The sequence below is a fragment of the Micromonospora sp. GCM10011542 genome (assembly GCF_042650685.1).
GTDB lineage: Bacteria > Actinomycetota > Actinomycetes > Mycobacteriales > Micromonosporaceae > Micromonospora.
This window is the reverse complement of the sequence record NZ_JBHSBO010000052.1, coordinates 27036-41660: the sequence shown is the minus strand read 5'-3', so window position 1 is coordinate 41660 and position 14625 is coordinate 27036. Positions and strand designations below refer to the sequence as shown.

Sequence of the window (14625 nt, the reverse complement as noted above, 5' to 3'; positions counted from 1 at the left end):
GCGGCGGCGGAAGAGACCTCCGACAGTCACCAGAGTGAGCGTCACCGGCACGCCGAGCCCCGTTGGGGCGTACGGTGTGCCGGACGCCGCGTGTCTGCCGGAGGAATGAACGTTGGACGTGTCCGGATTGGTGTGGGCGGGGACCCTTGTCGCACTGACTGCGGTCCTGCTCGTCGACCTGCTGATCATCGGTCGGCGCCCGCACGAGCCGAGTGTGCGCGAGTCGAGCCTGTGGGTCGCCTTCTACGTCGGTCTGGCGCTGGTCTTCGGCGCCGGCGTCTGGTTGGCGTCCGGGGCGAGCGCGGCCGGGCAGTTCTACACCGGCTGGCTCACCGAGTACAGCCTCTCGGTGGACAACCTCTTCGTCTTCGTGATCATCATGGCCCGCTTCGGCGTGCCCCGGCAGTACCAGCAGAAGGTGCTGCTCGTCGGAATAGTGCTGGCCCTGGTGATGCGCGGCGGGTTCATCGCCGCCGGCGCGGCGTTGATCTCGCAGTTCTCCTGGGTCTTCTACATCTTCGGCGCGTTCCTGATCTACACGGCGGTCAACCTGGCCCGGCAGGGTGAGCCGGACGAGGACGAGTTCTCCGAGAACCTGCTGATCCGGTGGAGTCGCCGGGCGCTGCCGATCTCGAAGGGCTACGACGACGCGAAGCTGACCACCCACGAGAACGGTCGGCGACTGTTCACCCCGATGCTGATCGTGATGATCGCGATCGGCACCACCGACCTGATCTTCGCGCTGGACTCGATCCCGGCGATCTTCGGCATCACCCAGGAGCCGTACCTGGTCTTCACCGCGAACGTGTTCGCGCTGATGGGCCTGCGCCAGCTCTACTTCCTGCTCGGCGGGCTGCTGGACCGGCTCATCTACCTCAGCTACGGCCTGGCCGTGGTGCTCGGCTTCATCGGGGTCAAGCTGGTGCTGGAGGCGCTGGCCGACAACAACCTGCCGTTCATCAACGGCGGGGAGCACGTCGGCTGGGCCCCGCACATCCCGATCTGGCTCTCCCTGCTGGTCATCCTCGGCACCCTGGCCATCGCCACCGCGGCCAGCCTGATCAAGTCCGCGCGGGACCGCCGGCAACTGCTGGCCGAGGCCCGGCGCTGATCCGTCGCCGGCCGGGTGCGCGAGCGCGCCCGGCCGGTCAGACCCGGTGCGCGCCGACCAGGGTCGCGGTGCGGTCGGCCGGCATCTGCTCCTCGATCACCCGTCGACGGCGGTAGCAGGCGTGCAGCATCCGGCGGTCGTCGCCGCCGCGCGGCACGGCGGTGACGATGCCGATGTGGTGGATCCCGCGGCCCGGTCGGGCGAAGAAGTACAGGTCGCCGGGGCGCTCCTCGCCCAGCGCCAGCGGGGTGGTCGCCCGGGCCTGGTCGTCGGCGTCGCGGGGCAGCAGCACCCCGAACCGCCGCCAGGCCAGGTGTACCAGACCGGAGCAGTCGATGCCGTACGCGGAGACGCCACCCCACACGTAGACGACGTGCAGCAGCCGGTGCGCCACCGCGAGGATCTCCTCCGCGGAGGGTGGCGCGGACGGCACCGGGACCAGGTCGCGCTCGGGCAGCCAGAGCGGCGCGGCGTGGCCGGGGGCGTGTACGGGCCGCCAGCCGTCGCGGGCCGGACCGGCCGGGACGAACCGGGTGCCGAGGATCACCCCGGGCACCAGCACCGGGCCGTCCGACGCGGCCCGCAGCCCGGTGACCGTGGCGTCCACCACCAGCGGGGGGTCGGCGACGCTCGGCCCCGCGGGGGCGAGCTGGTTGGTCGGCAGCCAGCCGGGGTAACCGCGCGGGTCCAGCTTCGCGGCCGGCTGTTCGACGGCCACCACCCGGGCCCAGCCGTCCGGGCGCAGCTCGGTCACGACCACCCGCTCGCCCAGCAGCAGCTGGCTCAGCACGCAGTCGCCGACCTGCTGGTCGGTGTCCATCCCGGAGATCCAGGCCGGGATGTCCGTCCGCGGGGCGAGGGCGGGCCGGTCGACCGGCCGCACCGCCTCGGGTGAGGTCCAGAGCGTCGCCACCGCGACGCGGACGACGGCCTCGCGGCCCGGTTGCAGCTCCACGTCCACCCCCAGCTCGTACCGTGCGTCCCCGCGACCCTATGAAAAATTCCAACGGTCATCAACCGCGCGGCTGCACCTTAGCTTCAGCGAGGCCGGTGATGCCCAGGCCGGGCGCGTCCGGGAGGACCACGGTGGGGCCGTCGTAGCGGATCCCGCCGCGCACCGGCGACCAGGCCAGCCACCAGGCCGCGTCCAGGTCGGCGACCGCGGTGGTGCCGTACGCCGCGACCAGGCTCGCCGCCGCCCCGATGCCGACCTGGCTCTCCATCATCGACCCCACCACCGTGCCGAGGCCGTGCGCGGTGGCGAGGTCCAGCAGGGTACGCGCCGGGTGCAGGCCGCCGCACTTGGCGAGCTTCACGTTGACCAGGTCGGCGGCCCGTCGGCGGATCACCTCCACCAGGTCCCGCACGCCGAAGACCGCCTCGTCGGCCAGGATCGGCACCGAGACCCGGTCGCTGACCCAGGCCAACCCGTCCAGGTCCCAGCGGGCCACCGGCTGCTCGACCAGCTCCACGTCCAGGCCGGCGTCCTCGATGCCGCGGATCACCTGGACCGCCTCTCGGGGCGTCCAGCCCTGGTTGGCGTCCAGCCGGATCCGCACCCCGGCGCCGACGGCGGCACGGACCGCGCGGACCCGGTCCAGGTCGCCGGCCGCGTCGGTGCCGACCTTCAACTTGAGTACGCCGAAGCCGTCGGCCTGCCGCTGCCGGGCGGCGGCGGCGAGGTCCACCGCCTCACCGGCGGCCAGCGTCACGTCCGTGGGCACCCGCAGCGTCGTGCCACCCAGCAGCCGCACCAGCGGTACGCCGAGCCGCCGCGCGGCCAGGTCGTGCAGCGCGGTGTCGACCGCGGCCTTGGCCGCCTCGTTGCCCACCACCGCGCGCTGCACCTCGGCGCAGCGGGCCACCAGGTCGTCCGGGTCCCGGCCCGTGAGCAGCGGACCGAGCAGTTCCCGTACGCACGCCTCGGACCCGCCGACCGACGCGCCGGTCACCTGCCACACCTGCGGCGCCTCGCCGAAGCCGGAGCGGCCGTCGCTGTCGATCAGCTCCACGACCAGGGTGTCCACCGTGGTGGTACGGCGCAGCGCGGTCACGAACGGGGTGTGCAGGGGGGCGGAAACCCGGTGGGTGCGTACCGCCGAGATCGTCATGTGGGGCACCCTATACGCAGGCGCGCGGGTGGAGGGGAGACCGGATGGCCGGGCGGGACTGGGACATGGTGGGCGCACCGAACGCGCGTGACCTGGGTGGCCTGATCGGGGCCGACGGCCGGCGCGTCCGGACCGGACGGCTGATCCGGACGCCTGCGTTGGGCCGGCTCGCCGACGAGGACCTGCCGGTGCTGGCCAAGCTCGGGCCGGCCTGCGTGGTGGACCTGCGGGACCACACCGAGATCGCGGTCGCCCCGCCGGACCGGCTGGTCGGCGAGCCCCGGCTGGTGCACCTGCCGGTGCACGACCCGGAGCACCCGGTCTTCACCTACGTCTCGGCGGTGCTGCTCGGTCACGACCTGAACGCGTACGCGCGGCTGGCCCGGGAGGGCACGGCGGCGGCGATGGCCGCGATCTACCGGTGGTTCGTCACCGGTGAGTCGGCGCGCGCCGGCTTCGCCGAGGCGGTCCGGTTGGCCGCCCGGGCGGAGAACCTGCCGCTGGTCTACCACTGCTCCGCCGGCAAGGACCGCACCGGCTGGCTGACCGTCATCCTGCTGACCGCGCTCGGCGTGGACGAGGCGGCGATCCGCGCCGAGTACCTGCGCAACAACCCGCTGACGGAGAGCCTGCGCGCGGTGATCGTGGAGGCGATGCGGCGGCGGCAACCCGAGTTGGACGTCGAGGCGGTGCTGCCCGTGCTCGAGGTGCGTCCGGAGTACCTCGACGCGGCGTACGACGAGGTGCGCCGGGTGCACGGCTCGTTCGGGGTGTACCTGCGCAACGGGCTCGGGCTGGACGACGAGGTCATCGCGGCGCTGCGGGCGCACCTGCTGGAGTGACCGGCGCCCCGGCCGGCGCGTCGGCGCGGGCGGCCCGGCCGGTGACGATCAGCGCCTGACCGGCCGCGTAGGTGACCATCACCAGCACCGACGCTCCGGGCGGCTGCGCCACGCCGGCCACCTGAGCGGCGATCAGCAGGTCGGAGCCGAGGAAGAGGGCGGCGCCCAGCCCGACCCGCCAACCCTGGGTGGCGGCGGTGGCCGCCATCGCGGCCAGCGCGACCGCGTAGCCGGCCACCGGCACGGCCAGCCCGGCGTCGGTGAGTCCCGCCCACATCCAGCGCAGCGCGACGACGGTCAGCAGCGCGTACCCCAGCGGGAGCGCGAGCAGCGGCGGGCGGCGCAGCGCGGTCGCGGCGCCGTGCCGGGTGAAGGCCGCGAGGTAGCAGAGGTGGCCGGCGAGGAAGCAGACCATGCCGGCGAGAAACCAGCCGGTGCCGAAGGCCAGCAGCGCCACGTCGCCGCCGGTGGCGCAGGCCAGTGCGGCGAGCACCAGCCGGTCCGGCCGGGCGGCGCGTTCGGCGGTGGCCCGCCACAGGTACGCGGCCAGCAGCGGCATCAGCAGCGGCTTGGTGAGCAGCACGGCCAGGCCCACGCCGGTGGCGTTGGCCAGCAGGTTCGCCGCCGTCACGGCGACGAAGGCGACGAGCAGGGTACGACTGCGGGGCATCTGCGGCTCCGGAGGTGGGGTGCGAGCAGCCTAGCCGCGCGGGGGTCAGAGGTCGTGGCGGGCAGCCCAGACCTGCGCCGAGACGTTGGCGATGAGGCGACAGGCGTCGTCCTCGATCTCCTCGCCGCTGGGGCCGCCGTCGGCCAGGTCGGTGGTGGTGCAGACCACGATCAGGTACGGGGGCGCGTCGTCGGGGAAGACCACCCCGGCGCCGTGTCGGACGCCGCGTACCCAACCGTTCTTGTGCGCGATCCGGGTGCCCTCGGGCAGGCCGGCGGCGAGGTCCTCGCGGTGCTCCTGGGCGAGCAGCACGTCCAGCATGGCCGCACAGCCGGCCGGGGAGGCGAGCCGGCCGGGCGTGGACGCGCCGGTGGCCAGCGCGCCGAGCATCGCGGCCAGGTCCGCGGCGGTGACGAGGTTGGTGATGCCGGCCTCGCGGGCGGCGAAGTCCTCGATGCCGCGGCCGGTGACGCTGTGCCGGGCCCCGGCCAGCGTCCACGCCTCGGCCACCGCCGGCAGCCCCACGTGGCCGATGACCAGGTTGGTGGCCAGGTTGCTGGAGCGGGTGATCATCCGGTCGGCGAGCCAACGCAGCGGCGCGGTGCCGCCGACCCGGTCCCAGACCGCGTCGTCGTTGTCGTAGTGCTGCGCGCAGGCGAAGCGGGGCGCGCCGGGCTTCGCGGAGTCGAAGTCGTTGACCACCGGCACCGGGGTGTCCAGGTCCAGCGTGCCGGCCTCGGCCGCGCGGTGCAGCGCGGCGAGTACGGCCACCTTCATCGTGCTGGCCGCGTAGTGGGTGGCATCCGGGTGGCGGGTCCAGGTCGGCGGCGCGTCGAGGCGGCCCACGTACGCCGAGAGGGTGCCGGGCACCCGGTCCAGGTGGGTGTCGAGATCATCCCAGGTCATGCCGGTGACCGTAGCCGATCATGGTTCGGCCGACGGCGCTGGTGGGCGTACCCCCGTCGGAAAGACGGCGGGCGCGCCGGCCGCGAGCGGCCGACGCGCCCGGTGTCGGGGCGGCCGGGGTCAGCCGGCGTGCTTGCGACGGGCGGCGGCCCGGCCGCGCTGCTGCTGGTCGAGCACCACCTTGCGGATGCGCACCGCGGTCGGGGTGACCTCGACGCACTCGTCCTCGCGGCAGAACTCCAGCGCCTGCTCGAGAGACAGCTTGCGCGGCGGGATCAGCTTCTCGGTCTCGTCGGAGGTCGACGCCCGCATGTTGGTGAGCTTCTTCTCCTTGGTGATGTTGACGTCCATGTCGTCGGAGCGGGAGTTCTCCCCGACGATCATGCCCTCGTACACCTCGGTGGTCGGCTCGACGAAGAGCTGGCCGCGCTCCTGCAGGTTGATCATCGCGAAGGCGGTGACCGCGCCGGCGCGGTCGGCGACCAGCGAACCGTTGTTGCGGGTACGCAGCTCGCCGAACCACGGCTCGTAGGACTCGAAGACGTGGTGCAGGATGCCGGTGCCCCGGGTGTCGGTGAGGAACTCGGTGCGGAAGCCGATCAGGCCGCGGGCCGGGACCAGCCACTCCATCCGGATCCAGCCGGTGCCGTGGTTGACCAGCTGCTCCATCCGGCCCTTGCGGGTCGCGAGGAGCTGGGTGATCGCGCCCAGATACTCCTCCGGGGCGTCGATGGTCAGCCGCTCGACCGGCTCGCAGGTCTTGCCGTCGATTTCCTTGGTGACGACCTGCGGCTTGCCGACGGTCAGCTCGTAGCTCTCCCGGCGCATCTGCTCGACCAGGATGGCCAGTGCCAGCTCACCGCGGCCCTGCACCTCCCAGGCGTCCGGACGCTCGGTGGGCAGCACCCGCAGCGACACGTTGCCGACCAGTTCCTTGTCGAGACGGTCCTTGACCATCCGGGCGGTCACCTTGGAGCCCTTGACCCGGCCGACCAGTGGCGAGGTGTTGGTGCCGATGGTCATCGAGATGGCGGGCTCGTCCACGGTGATCAGCGGCAGCGCCACCGGGTTCTCCGCGTCCGCGAGGGTCTCGCCGATCATGATCTCGGAGATGCCGGCGACGGCGATGATGTCGCCCGGACCGGCCGACTCGGCCGGCTTGCGCTCCAGGCCCTCGGTCATCAGCATCTCGGAGATGCGGACCCGCTGGGTGCTGCCGTCGGTGCGGCACCAGGCCACCGTCTGGCCCTTGGTGATCGTGCCCTGACGCACCCGGCACAGCGCCAGCCGGCCGAGGAACGGCGAGGCGTCGAGGTTGGTGACGTGCGCCTGCAGCGGCGCGCCGTCCTCGTACGCGGGCGCCGGGATGGTGTCCAGCAGGGTGCGGAACAGCGGCTCCAGGGAGGTGCTGTCGTCCGGCACCGAGCCGTCGGCGGGCTGGGTCAGCGAGGCGATGCCGTCGCGGGCGCAGGCGTAGACGATCGGGAAGTCGATCTGCTCCTCGTCGGCGTCCAGGTCGAGGAAGAGCTCGTAGGTGTCGTCCACGACCTCCTTGATCCGGGCGTCGGGACGGTCCACCTTGTTGATCACCAGGATGATCGGCATCCGGGCCCGCAGCGCCTTGCGCAGCACGAAGCGGGTCTGCGGCAGCGGACCCTCGCTGGCGTCGACCAGCAGCACCACGCCGTCGACCATGGTCAGGCCGCGCTCGACCTCGCCGCCGAAGTCGGCGTGGCCGGGGGTGTCGATGATGTTGATGGTGACCGGGTCGGAGCCGTCCGCCGGCAGGTAGCGCACGCCGGTGTTCTTGGCCAGGATCGTGATGCCCTTCTCCCGCTCCAGGTCCCCCGAGTCCATGACCCGCTCGGTCGTCTCACCCCGGGCGCCGTACGCGCCGGCCTGCCGCAACATGGCGTCGACCAGCGTGGTCTTGCCGTGGTCGACGTGAGCGATGATGGCGACGTTGCGGAGGTCGGTGCGAAGCTGCATACCCTCTATCCTTCCGCCTGCGCTCGCGCAGGCCGCGTCGGGGTCACCCCCAGGTGCCCCTGATCTATGGTGAAACTGCTGTCCGGGTCGTTCGCCCGGCTGGCATGCTGGCTCCCGTGTCCCGGGGGCCTGAGTGCACGACCTGCTGACCGTGGTGCAGGGTCTGCCCACCCTGTGGATCTACCTGGTCGCCGCGCTGATCGTGGCGGGCGAGACCGCGGTGATCTTCGGTTTGCTCGTGCCGGGCGAGGCTACCCTGCTGCTCGTCGGTTTCCTCACCTACAACGGTACCTTGCGGCTCGCGCCGGCGTTGCTCGCGATGATCGTCGCGGCGGTCCTCGGCGACGGCCTGGCGTTCCGTGCCGGCCGGCGCTACGGCCCGCGGCTGCGCGCCGGGCTGGGCAACCGGGTGGGGGCGCAGCGGTGGGCGCGGGCCGACGCCATGCTGGCCCGGCTGGGTGGTCGCGGGGTGTTCGCGGCCCGCTGGGTGGCCTTCGCCCGCACCCTGGTGCCCCGGTTGGCCGGGGCGGCGGGGATGCCGTACCGCCGGTTCGCGCCGTGGAACCTGGCCGGGGTGGTGACCTGGGTGAGCGGCTCGATCCTGCTCGGTCACCTGGCCGGCGAGTCGTACGACACAGTTTCCCGGCTGCTCGGCCGGGCCACCGGCGCGGTTCTGGTGCTGCTGGCCGGTCTGGTGGCGGTGGTGCTGGTGGGCCGTTGGCTGGGCCGCAACCCGGACCCGGCCCGGGCCCTGCTGTCCCGCGCCGGCGCGCTGCCCCCGGTGCGCTGGCTCAGTGCCCGCTACGGGGTGCTGTTCTTTCTGATCGCCATGCACATCGGGCCGGCCTGGACGCTGCTGCTCAACCTGGCCGCCGGGCTGCTGCTGCTCTTCGCTGCCGGGTTCGCCATCGCCGGGCTGCTCACCGTGGTGGTCCGCAACAGCGGGCTGGCCGCGCTGGACGGGGCGATCGCGGACTGGTTCGCCGAGCGGCGTACCCCGGACGCGGTGGACGCCACGCTGGCCGTGGTGTCCCTGCTGCGCGGGTGGGTGCTGATCGTGTTGGTGGCGCTGGTGGCCGCGGTGCTGGCGTGGCGGAACCGGCCGTGGCGGGCCGACCTGCTCAGTGTGGTCGGCACGGCGGGCGCGTTCGTCCCACTGGTGGTGCTGGCCGTGGTGGCGGAGCTGACCGGGTCACCGGGGACGGGTCCGGATGGCGGGGAGGGTGTGCTCTTTCCGACCCAGAACGCGGTGGTCGCGGCGAGCTTCTGCACCCTGGCCTGGCTGCTGTCCCGGGGTGCGCGCTGGCCGGTGGCGGTGGCCGCCTGGACGGCCGCCGCCGCGGGCGTGCTCGGGGTCGGCGGCGCCCGGCTCTACCTGGGGCTCGACACGGCCAGCGGGACGGCCGCGGCGGTGCTGCTCGGGGTGCTCTGGACGGCGGTCTTCATGGTCGCCTGGGCCACCAGGGACCGCGCGGTGGGGGAGCGGGACCAGCCGGTGGGCCCCTCCACGACGCCTCGGCGGGGGCCTCGCCGACCGGTCGAACCTTGTTAGGGTGCGGCGACGATCACACGGGGGAGGAACGGAATGCATCGACGGACCGGTCGGCTGGGCGCCACGGTGCTCGCCGGGCTGCTGCTGGCGGGCACGCTGGTCGGCTGTGCCGAGGAGGGTGCACGCCCCCAGGGCGAAGCCGCGCCGGTCGCGGTCACCGACGCGCCGACGGACGCGCCGGTCGACGGGACGACGGCGGAGCCGACCGCCTCGGCGAGCGCGGTGGCGGCGCTGGGCGCCGCGCCGAGCCGCAGCGCGTCCCCGACGGCGAAGCCCTCGAAGACGCCGACCCGCAAGCCCACCACGGCGCCCCGGCCCCGCGCGGTGCCCAAGCCGCCCGCCGAGACCCAGGTTCCGCCTGCCCCGCCCAAGCCGGCACCGACCTCCTGCAAGCCCAGCTACAAGGGCACCCAGGCCAGCCGCGCGCAGGTGAAGTCGGCGCTGGGCGACGCGGCGGCCCGCACGTACTGGCCGACCTCGGCGCCGGACATCAAGATCCCGCTCGACCTGCTCAAGGCCACCGCGTGGCAGGAGAGCGGCTGGCAGTCCAACATCTACGCCTGCGACGGCGGTGTCGGCCTGATGCAGGTGATGCCCGGCACGGCGACCTGGATGAACCAGCGGTTCGACCAGAACTACGACATCGACGACTACCAGGACAACGCGTACCTGGGCGCCAACTACCTGGCCTGGCTGACCAAGTACATCGGCGACATGTACTTCGAGTCCGACTTCCGGCTCGACGCCGACCTGTGCACCGCCGAGCTGAACTCCTGCCTGCTCAACGCGGTGATCTCGGCGTACAACTACGGCCACGGCGCGGTGGCGCAGGAGGGGAAGCCACTGGCCATCCCCAACCCGTCCTACGTGCGCAACGTGCGGGCGCTGATGACCGAGTGCGTCTGCCTGGCGTACTGAGCGCCGACTGACCGGTCCCGGCCGGGGTCGGGGCCGACCGGCCCCGACCCCCGCCGCCGTTCAGTCCCGGCTGCCGACCGGCTCGCCCGCCACCGGCTCGCCCGCCTCGGGGACGTCCGCGACCGGGCGGTCGCCGATGCGGCCGGGCCACCAGAAACGCTCACCCAGCACGAACGCCAGCGCGGGTACGAGGACCGTACGCACCAGCAGGGTGTCCAGCAGGACGCCGATGCACACGATGATCCCGATCTGGGTCAGCGTGATCAGGGGGAGCACACCGAGGACGGCGAAGACCGCGGCGAGCAGCACCCCGGCGCTGGTGATCACCCCACCGGTCACCCGCAGCGCGGAGAGCATCCCGTCGCGGGTCCCGGCGCTGCGGGCGTCCTCGCGGGCCCGGGTGACCAGGAAGATGTTGTAGTCGACGCCGAGAGCGACGAGGAACACGAAGGCGAGCAGCAGCACGCCGCTGTCCAGCGCCGGAAAGCCCAGCACGTGGTCGAAGAGCAGCCACGCGGCGCCGAGGCTGCCGAAGAACGACGCGATGACGGTGAGCACCAGCAGCACCGGCGCGACCAGGCCGCGCAGCAGCAGCACCAGGACCGCGCCGACCAGGAGCAGGATGATCGGCAGGATGAGCCGCAGGTCCCGGTCGTTGGCGTCCTCGCTGTCGTAGGTGGCCACCACGGTGCCGCCGATCAGCGCGCCCCGGAACGCCTCGGCGCCGGCCAGCGCGGGCGGCGCGGAGTCGGGGACCGCGGCGACCGCGTCCCGCAGCGCCTCGATCGTCCGGTCCGACGCGGCGGTGCCGGGCTCGGCGTCGAGGACCACGTCGACCTGGGCGAGGGCCGGGCCGGCGTCGCCGGGCCGGGCGGAGGCGACCCCGGGGACGGCGGCGGCGGTGTCGGTGACGGCCTTCAGCGCCGTCGGGGTGGTGAGGACGGCGACCGGCTGGGTGGTGCCGGCCGGGAACGCGCGGGCGAGGGTCTGTGCCCCGGTGACCGCCTCCGGCCTGGCGCGGAACTGCTCGGTCTCGGACAGGCCGGTGCGGATGCCGAGCCCGCCCAGGGCGAGACCGGCGAGCAGCAGGGTGGCGAGCACCGCGACGGGCACCGGACGGCGCTCGACGGCGGCGCCGAGCCGGCCCCAGAGCCGCCCCTCGCGTACCGGGCCGCCGACCCTTGGGACGAACGGCCAGAACAGGCCCCGCCCGAAGATCACCAGAGCGGCCGGGAGGACGAACAGCGCCGAGAACATGGCGAGGACCACACCGGTGGCGCAGGCCACGGCGAGCGCGCGGTTGGTCTCCTGCTCGCTGAGCAGCAGGGTGAGCACGCCCAGCACCACGGTGCCGCCGCTGGCCAGGATCGGCTCGGCGGTGCGGCGCAGCGCCGAGCGCATGGCGGCGAAGCGGTCCTGGTCGCGGCGTAGCTCCTCGCGGTAGCGCGCGATGAGCAGCAGAGCGTAGTCGGTCGCGGCGCCGAAGACCAGGACGCTGGCGATGCCGGTGACCGCGCCCTCCTGGAGGTTGATCCCGACCGCGGGCACGATCGTGTCGACGGCGCGCAGGGTGAGCTGCTCGGTCGCCGCGACCACGACCAGCGGCACGATCCACAGGAACGGGCTGCGGTAGGTGATCAGCAGCAGCAGCGCCACGACCGCGGCCGTGACGGCCAGCAGCGTGACGTCCGCGCCCTCGAAGACCGAGGAGAGGTCGGCGGTGAAGGCGGGCGCACCGGTCACCTCGACGGTGAGCTGCTCCGGGAGGTTCTCCAGCGTGGTCCGCAGCTGCCGGACCGTCCCGGTGATCTCCTCCTGGCCACCGGGGGTGCTCAGCGGTACGGCCACCAGCGCCACCGTGCCGTCCGGGGAGACCTGTGCCGGGCTGACCTGTCCACCGACCGCGAAGCGGCCCAGCTCACCGGAGCGGGCGGCGACGGCGGCCCGGTCGGCCTCGCCCAGCGGGGCGCCGTCGGCGCGGCTGACGACCACGATCGCCGGCTGGACCTCGCTGTCGGGGAGCTGGTCCTGGAGGCGTTCGACCTGGGTCGACTGCCACTGCACCGACAAGCCGGTGGCGGAGACCGGGGCCGGGTTGTCGGGCTTGGGCAACCCGAAGACGGCCACGCCGACGACGATCGCGGCGACCACGGTGAGCACTCCTGGAAGGCGCGACCGTGGTCGCCGACCATCTCGAAGGCCCCGGCGCCGCCGACGACGCCCGCGAGGCGGCCCTCGCCCTCCTGAACAGCGCGGCCAGTCACTCCTGAGGTGGGTTGCACACGCCGCGGCGCTCCACAACTGCGGGCGGGTTGGTCAGCAGCCGAGCCGAGGCCGACGGCGTCCGCCGTGCACCATGTGGCGGGCGGCCAGGGCGAGCCGCTGATCCTCAACCTGCGCGGCAGCGGCGGCACTTGACGCTGCTGCTGCTCAGTGGTCCAGACCCGGGCTACGCCAGCTCGTCACGGGCAGGGCGCCCCCGCGCAGACGTCGACGATGTTGCCGGTGAGCAGGAACGTCGCCTTCTGCTCCTGCGCCGTGGGCTGAGCACGCGGGAACTCGTGCGGGTCGTCGCCGTACTCCGCTCCGGCAGGTGGGAGGTTCGTCGGCGGCGGCGCGGAGGCGGCACCGCTGTTCCAGATCACGATCGCCGAGCCGGTGTACGGGTACGCGGGGATCGGCGCGATGCCCCAGTACGGCTCGACATCGAGCGACCAGCCGTCGGCGAGCGCCGGGGTGTGCAGGCGGGCACCGATGGTGCGCGCCTCGACCTCGGCCGCGGCCGGGGAGACCTGGTGGTCGCCGAAGGCCACGTGCATCAGCACCTGGTGCGCCGGGGTGCCCGGCAGCGGCTTGTCGGTCATGTGCTGGGCGTACCCGTTGGCCTCGGACCGGTCCCACAGCATCTGGAGCAGCGCGAAGATCAGCTGCTGGTCGACCTTGTCCGGGTAGGACTGGTCCATGATCGTCTGGAACGGGGCGAAGTCGAGGCTGCGCTGCAGCAGTGTCGAGTAGTTCATCGCCGGCACGCCGAGCACCGACCGGGTCCAGTCCTGAGCGATGGCGGTAAGGGCGCCACCGTTGATGCCGCCCTGGCTGTTGCCGTCGTAGTGCAGTCCGCCCGGCCCGTCGATCAGTGGCTGCCCGTCGGCGCCCTGGAACGCCGGGTCGGCGGCGAAACCGTCCGGGTGGATCATCGCCCGGCCCAGGAAGAGGAAGTTCAGGAAGCTCTGCTGCAGCCGGTCCGCCACTGCGGGGAAGGCGCTGAGGTCGGTGAAGGCGCCGGCCACGTACGGGACGTCGGCGTTCGCCATGCCGATCCAGCTGGTGGCGCAGAAGGTGAAGTTGTGGGTGGCCGACATGGTCTTGACGTTTCCGGCGTTGATCTCGGTCGGTCGGCCGAGCAGGCCGTGACCGTAGAGCGAGAGGTGCGCCGGATCGGCGACGGAGGCGCTGCGCGGGATGTTGCAGACGAAGTCGGCCTGCAGCGTCGCCCCGGACGGCGTGGGCAGGGCGTCCGGCGTGTGCGCCTTCCCGTCGCCGTCGGCCGGCCCGTAGTGCAGGCGCGACCCGGGTCCGCCGTTGCCGGTCAGATAGGAAGGTACGGCGATGGTGCCGCTCACCTGCCGGGCGATCCGCGGATCCTGCTGCGACGGGTAATTCACGACCTGGGTGACGGCGAACGATGGCGCGGTCGCGCCGAGGGTGGCGAACGCGCCGTCGCGGATCGCCAGCATCCGTCCGGTCAATCCCTGCCGGCTCGCCACCGTGAAGTCCCAGGCGAGGTAGAGGTCGTGCCGCTTGACTCCGGCGGTGGTCAGGTTGGCGAGGATCCGCTTGATCTGGGGGGTGCGGGGGTCCCTGGGGTTGGCGCCGGCACCGTTGACGTACGCCTGGAACGTGGCCGGTGCCGGGATCAGCGCCCGGTTCCGGTCCCGCAGGCCGCGCAGCCCCACGACATACCGGGTGCCCTCGGCCAGCGCGACGGCCGGCCGGATGATCAGAAGCTGGCGGTCGGGCTGGCCGGCGGCGTGCGCGTCCAGCTCCGCCCAGTACGGGGTGCGCTGGCCGGTGGCCGTGTTGAGCAGCACGATCGGTGCGTCCGGTGCCAGCGAGCGGCCGATGTCGGTGACCGGCGCGATGCCGGTGGCTGCGGCGTCGAGGCCGGGCACGTGCACCAGGATCGGCGTGCCGGGGCTGTACCCGTCCTGCCGGTTCCATTCGGTCGGGTCGATCGGGACGCCGCGGATGGTGGCCGGCATCGAGGCGGCCGCGAACTGCACCCGCCGTCCGGTGGGGCTGACCGGGTCGGGCACGGTGAAGTAGTCGTTCGGGAACGGCAGCAGGCACGCCGTCGGGTCGATCGGATCGCAGGCACCGTGCGCGGCCAGCTGCGGCGGCACCGCGGGCGGCGCCGCGGCGGCGGCCGTGCCGAGCAGCACGGCACCTGCGGTCACCAGCACGGACACGGCGAAAGGCAGCCGCCTGGAGGTGGTCACAGGCATCTCCTCGATGGTGGACGGAGG

11 protein-coding genes are annotated in these 14625 nt (G+C 73.2%); 4 read left to right on the top strand and 7 right to left on the bottom strand.

The window, feature by feature from the left end; translation table 11 throughout:
• Positions 1 to 112: 112 nt before the first annotated feature.
• Positions 113 to 1111 (top strand): TerC family protein, encoded by a 999-nt coding sequence (locus ACFOW4_RS19790; RefSeq protein WP_377529813.1) that lies wholly within the window; start codon positions 113 to 115, stop codon positions 1109 to 1111.
• Between the two features lie 37 nt (positions 1112 to 1148).
• Here the strand turns inward: ACFOW4_RS19790 and ACFOW4_RS19785 are convergent, their stop codons facing one another.
• Complete coding sequence (locus ACFOW4_RS19785) at positions 1149 to 2072, bottom strand: NlpC/P60 family protein (protein ID WP_377529811.1); 924 nt, start codon at positions 2070 to 2072, stop codon at positions 1149 to 1151.
• A gap of 52 nt (positions 2073 to 2124) precedes the next feature.
• Entirely contained in the window at positions 2125 to 3222 is a 1098-nt protein-coding gene (locus tag ACFOW4_RS19780) for a mandelate racemase/muconate lactonizing enzyme family protein (protein ID WP_377529809.1), read from the bottom strand.
• A 44-nt stretch (positions 3223 to 3266) separates the two neighbouring features.
• Between ACFOW4_RS19780 and ACFOW4_RS19775 the strand changes: the two genes are divergently transcribed.
• Positions 3267 to 4064, top strand: coding sequence for a tyrosine-protein phosphatase (locus ACFOW4_RS19775; protein ID WP_377529806.1), 798 nt, complete (start codon positions 3267 to 3269; stop codon positions 4062 to 4064).
• On the opposite strand, the gene ACFOW4_RS19770 is transcribed toward ACFOW4_RS19775, so the two are convergent.
• The 3 genes from ACFOW4_RS19770 to typA form a co-directional block, all read right to left on the bottom strand.
• Positions 4030 to 4734, bottom strand: a complete 705-nt coding sequence (locus ACFOW4_RS19770) for a lysoplasmalogenase (RefSeq protein WP_377529805.1) — start codon at positions 4732 to 4734, stop codon at positions 4030 to 4032. The genes ACFOW4_RS19775 and ACFOW4_RS19770 overlap by 35 nt on opposite strands.
• Positions 4735 to 4779: 45 nt before the next feature.
• A complete protein-coding gene (locus ACFOW4_RS19765; protein WP_377529802.1) occupies positions 4780 to 5640 on the bottom strand; it encodes a serine hydrolase in 861 nt (286 codons plus the stop codon).
• Between the two features lie 120 nt (positions 5641 to 5760).
• Positions 5761 to 7629, bottom strand: a complete 1869-nt coding sequence (typA, locus tag ACFOW4_RS19760; RefSeq protein ID WP_377529800.1) for a translational GTPase TypA — start codon at positions 7627 to 7629, stop codon at positions 5761 to 5763.
• A gap of 133 nt (positions 7630 to 7762) precedes the next feature.
• On the opposite strand from typA, the gene ACFOW4_RS19755 reads away from it, so the two are divergent.
• Together ACFOW4_RS19755 and ACFOW4_RS19750 are read left to right on the top strand one after the other, a co-directional pair.
• A complete protein-coding gene (locus ACFOW4_RS19755) occupies positions 7763 to 9181 on the top strand; it encodes a DedA family protein (protein WP_377529797.1) in 1419 nt (472 codons plus the stop codon).
• 33 nt (positions 9182 to 9214) lie between these two features.
• Complete coding sequence (locus ACFOW4_RS19750; RefSeq protein ID WP_377529795.1) at positions 9215 to 10099, top strand: transglycosylase SLT domain-containing protein; 885 nt, start codon at positions 9215 to 9217, stop codon at positions 10097 to 10099.
• A gap of 60 nt (positions 10100 to 10159) precedes the next feature.
• Here ACFOW4_RS19750 and ACFOW4_RS19745 read toward each other — a convergent pair whose 3' ends face one another.
• Both ACFOW4_RS19745 and ACFOW4_RS19740 read right to left on the bottom strand, forming a co-directional pair.
• Positions 10160 to 12259 (bottom strand): MMPL family transporter, encoded by a 2100-nt coding sequence (locus tag ACFOW4_RS19745; protein ID WP_377529793.1) that lies wholly within the window; start codon positions 12257 to 12259, stop codon positions 10160 to 10162.
• 302 nt (positions 12260 to 12561) lie between these two features.
• The gene (locus ACFOW4_RS19740) at positions 12562 to 14604 is read right to left on the bottom strand and encodes a hypothetical protein (protein ID WP_377529792.1); all 2043 of its coding nucleotides are present in this window, start codon (positions 14602 to 14604) and stop codon (positions 12562 to 12564) included.
• Between the last annotated feature and the right edge of the window lie 21 nt (positions 14605 to 14625).

Bases quoted from the DNA above. Each gene is read 5' to 3' on its own strand.
- typA (WP_377529800.1), bottom strand. From the start codon at position 7,629: ATGCAGCTTCGCACCGACCTCCGCAACGTCGCCATCATCGCTCACGTC.
- ACFOW4_RS19775 (WP_377529806.1), top strand. From the start codon at position 3,267: ATGGCCGGGCGGGACTGGGACATGGTGGGCGCACCGAACGCGCGTGAC.
- ACFOW4_RS19765 (WP_377529802.1), bottom strand. From the start codon at position 5,640: ATGACCTGGGATGATCTCGACACCCACCTGGACCGGGTGCCCGGCACC.
- ACFOW4_RS19780 (WP_377529809.1), bottom strand. From the start codon at position 3,222: ATGACGATCTCGGCGGTACGCACCCACCGGGTTTCCGCCCCCCTGCAC.
- ACFOW4_RS19740 (WP_377529792.1), bottom strand. From the start codon at position 14,604: ATGCCTGTGACCACCTCCAGGCGGCTGCCTTTCGCCGTGTCCGTGCTG.
- ACFOW4_RS19750 (WP_377529795.1), top strand. From the start codon at position 9,215: ATGCATCGACGGACCGGTCGGCTGGGCGCCACGGTGCTCGCCGGGCTG.
- ACFOW4_RS19770 (WP_377529805.1), bottom strand. From the start codon at position 4,734: ATGCCCCGCAGTCGTACCCTGCTCGTCGCCTTCGTCGCCGTGACGGCG.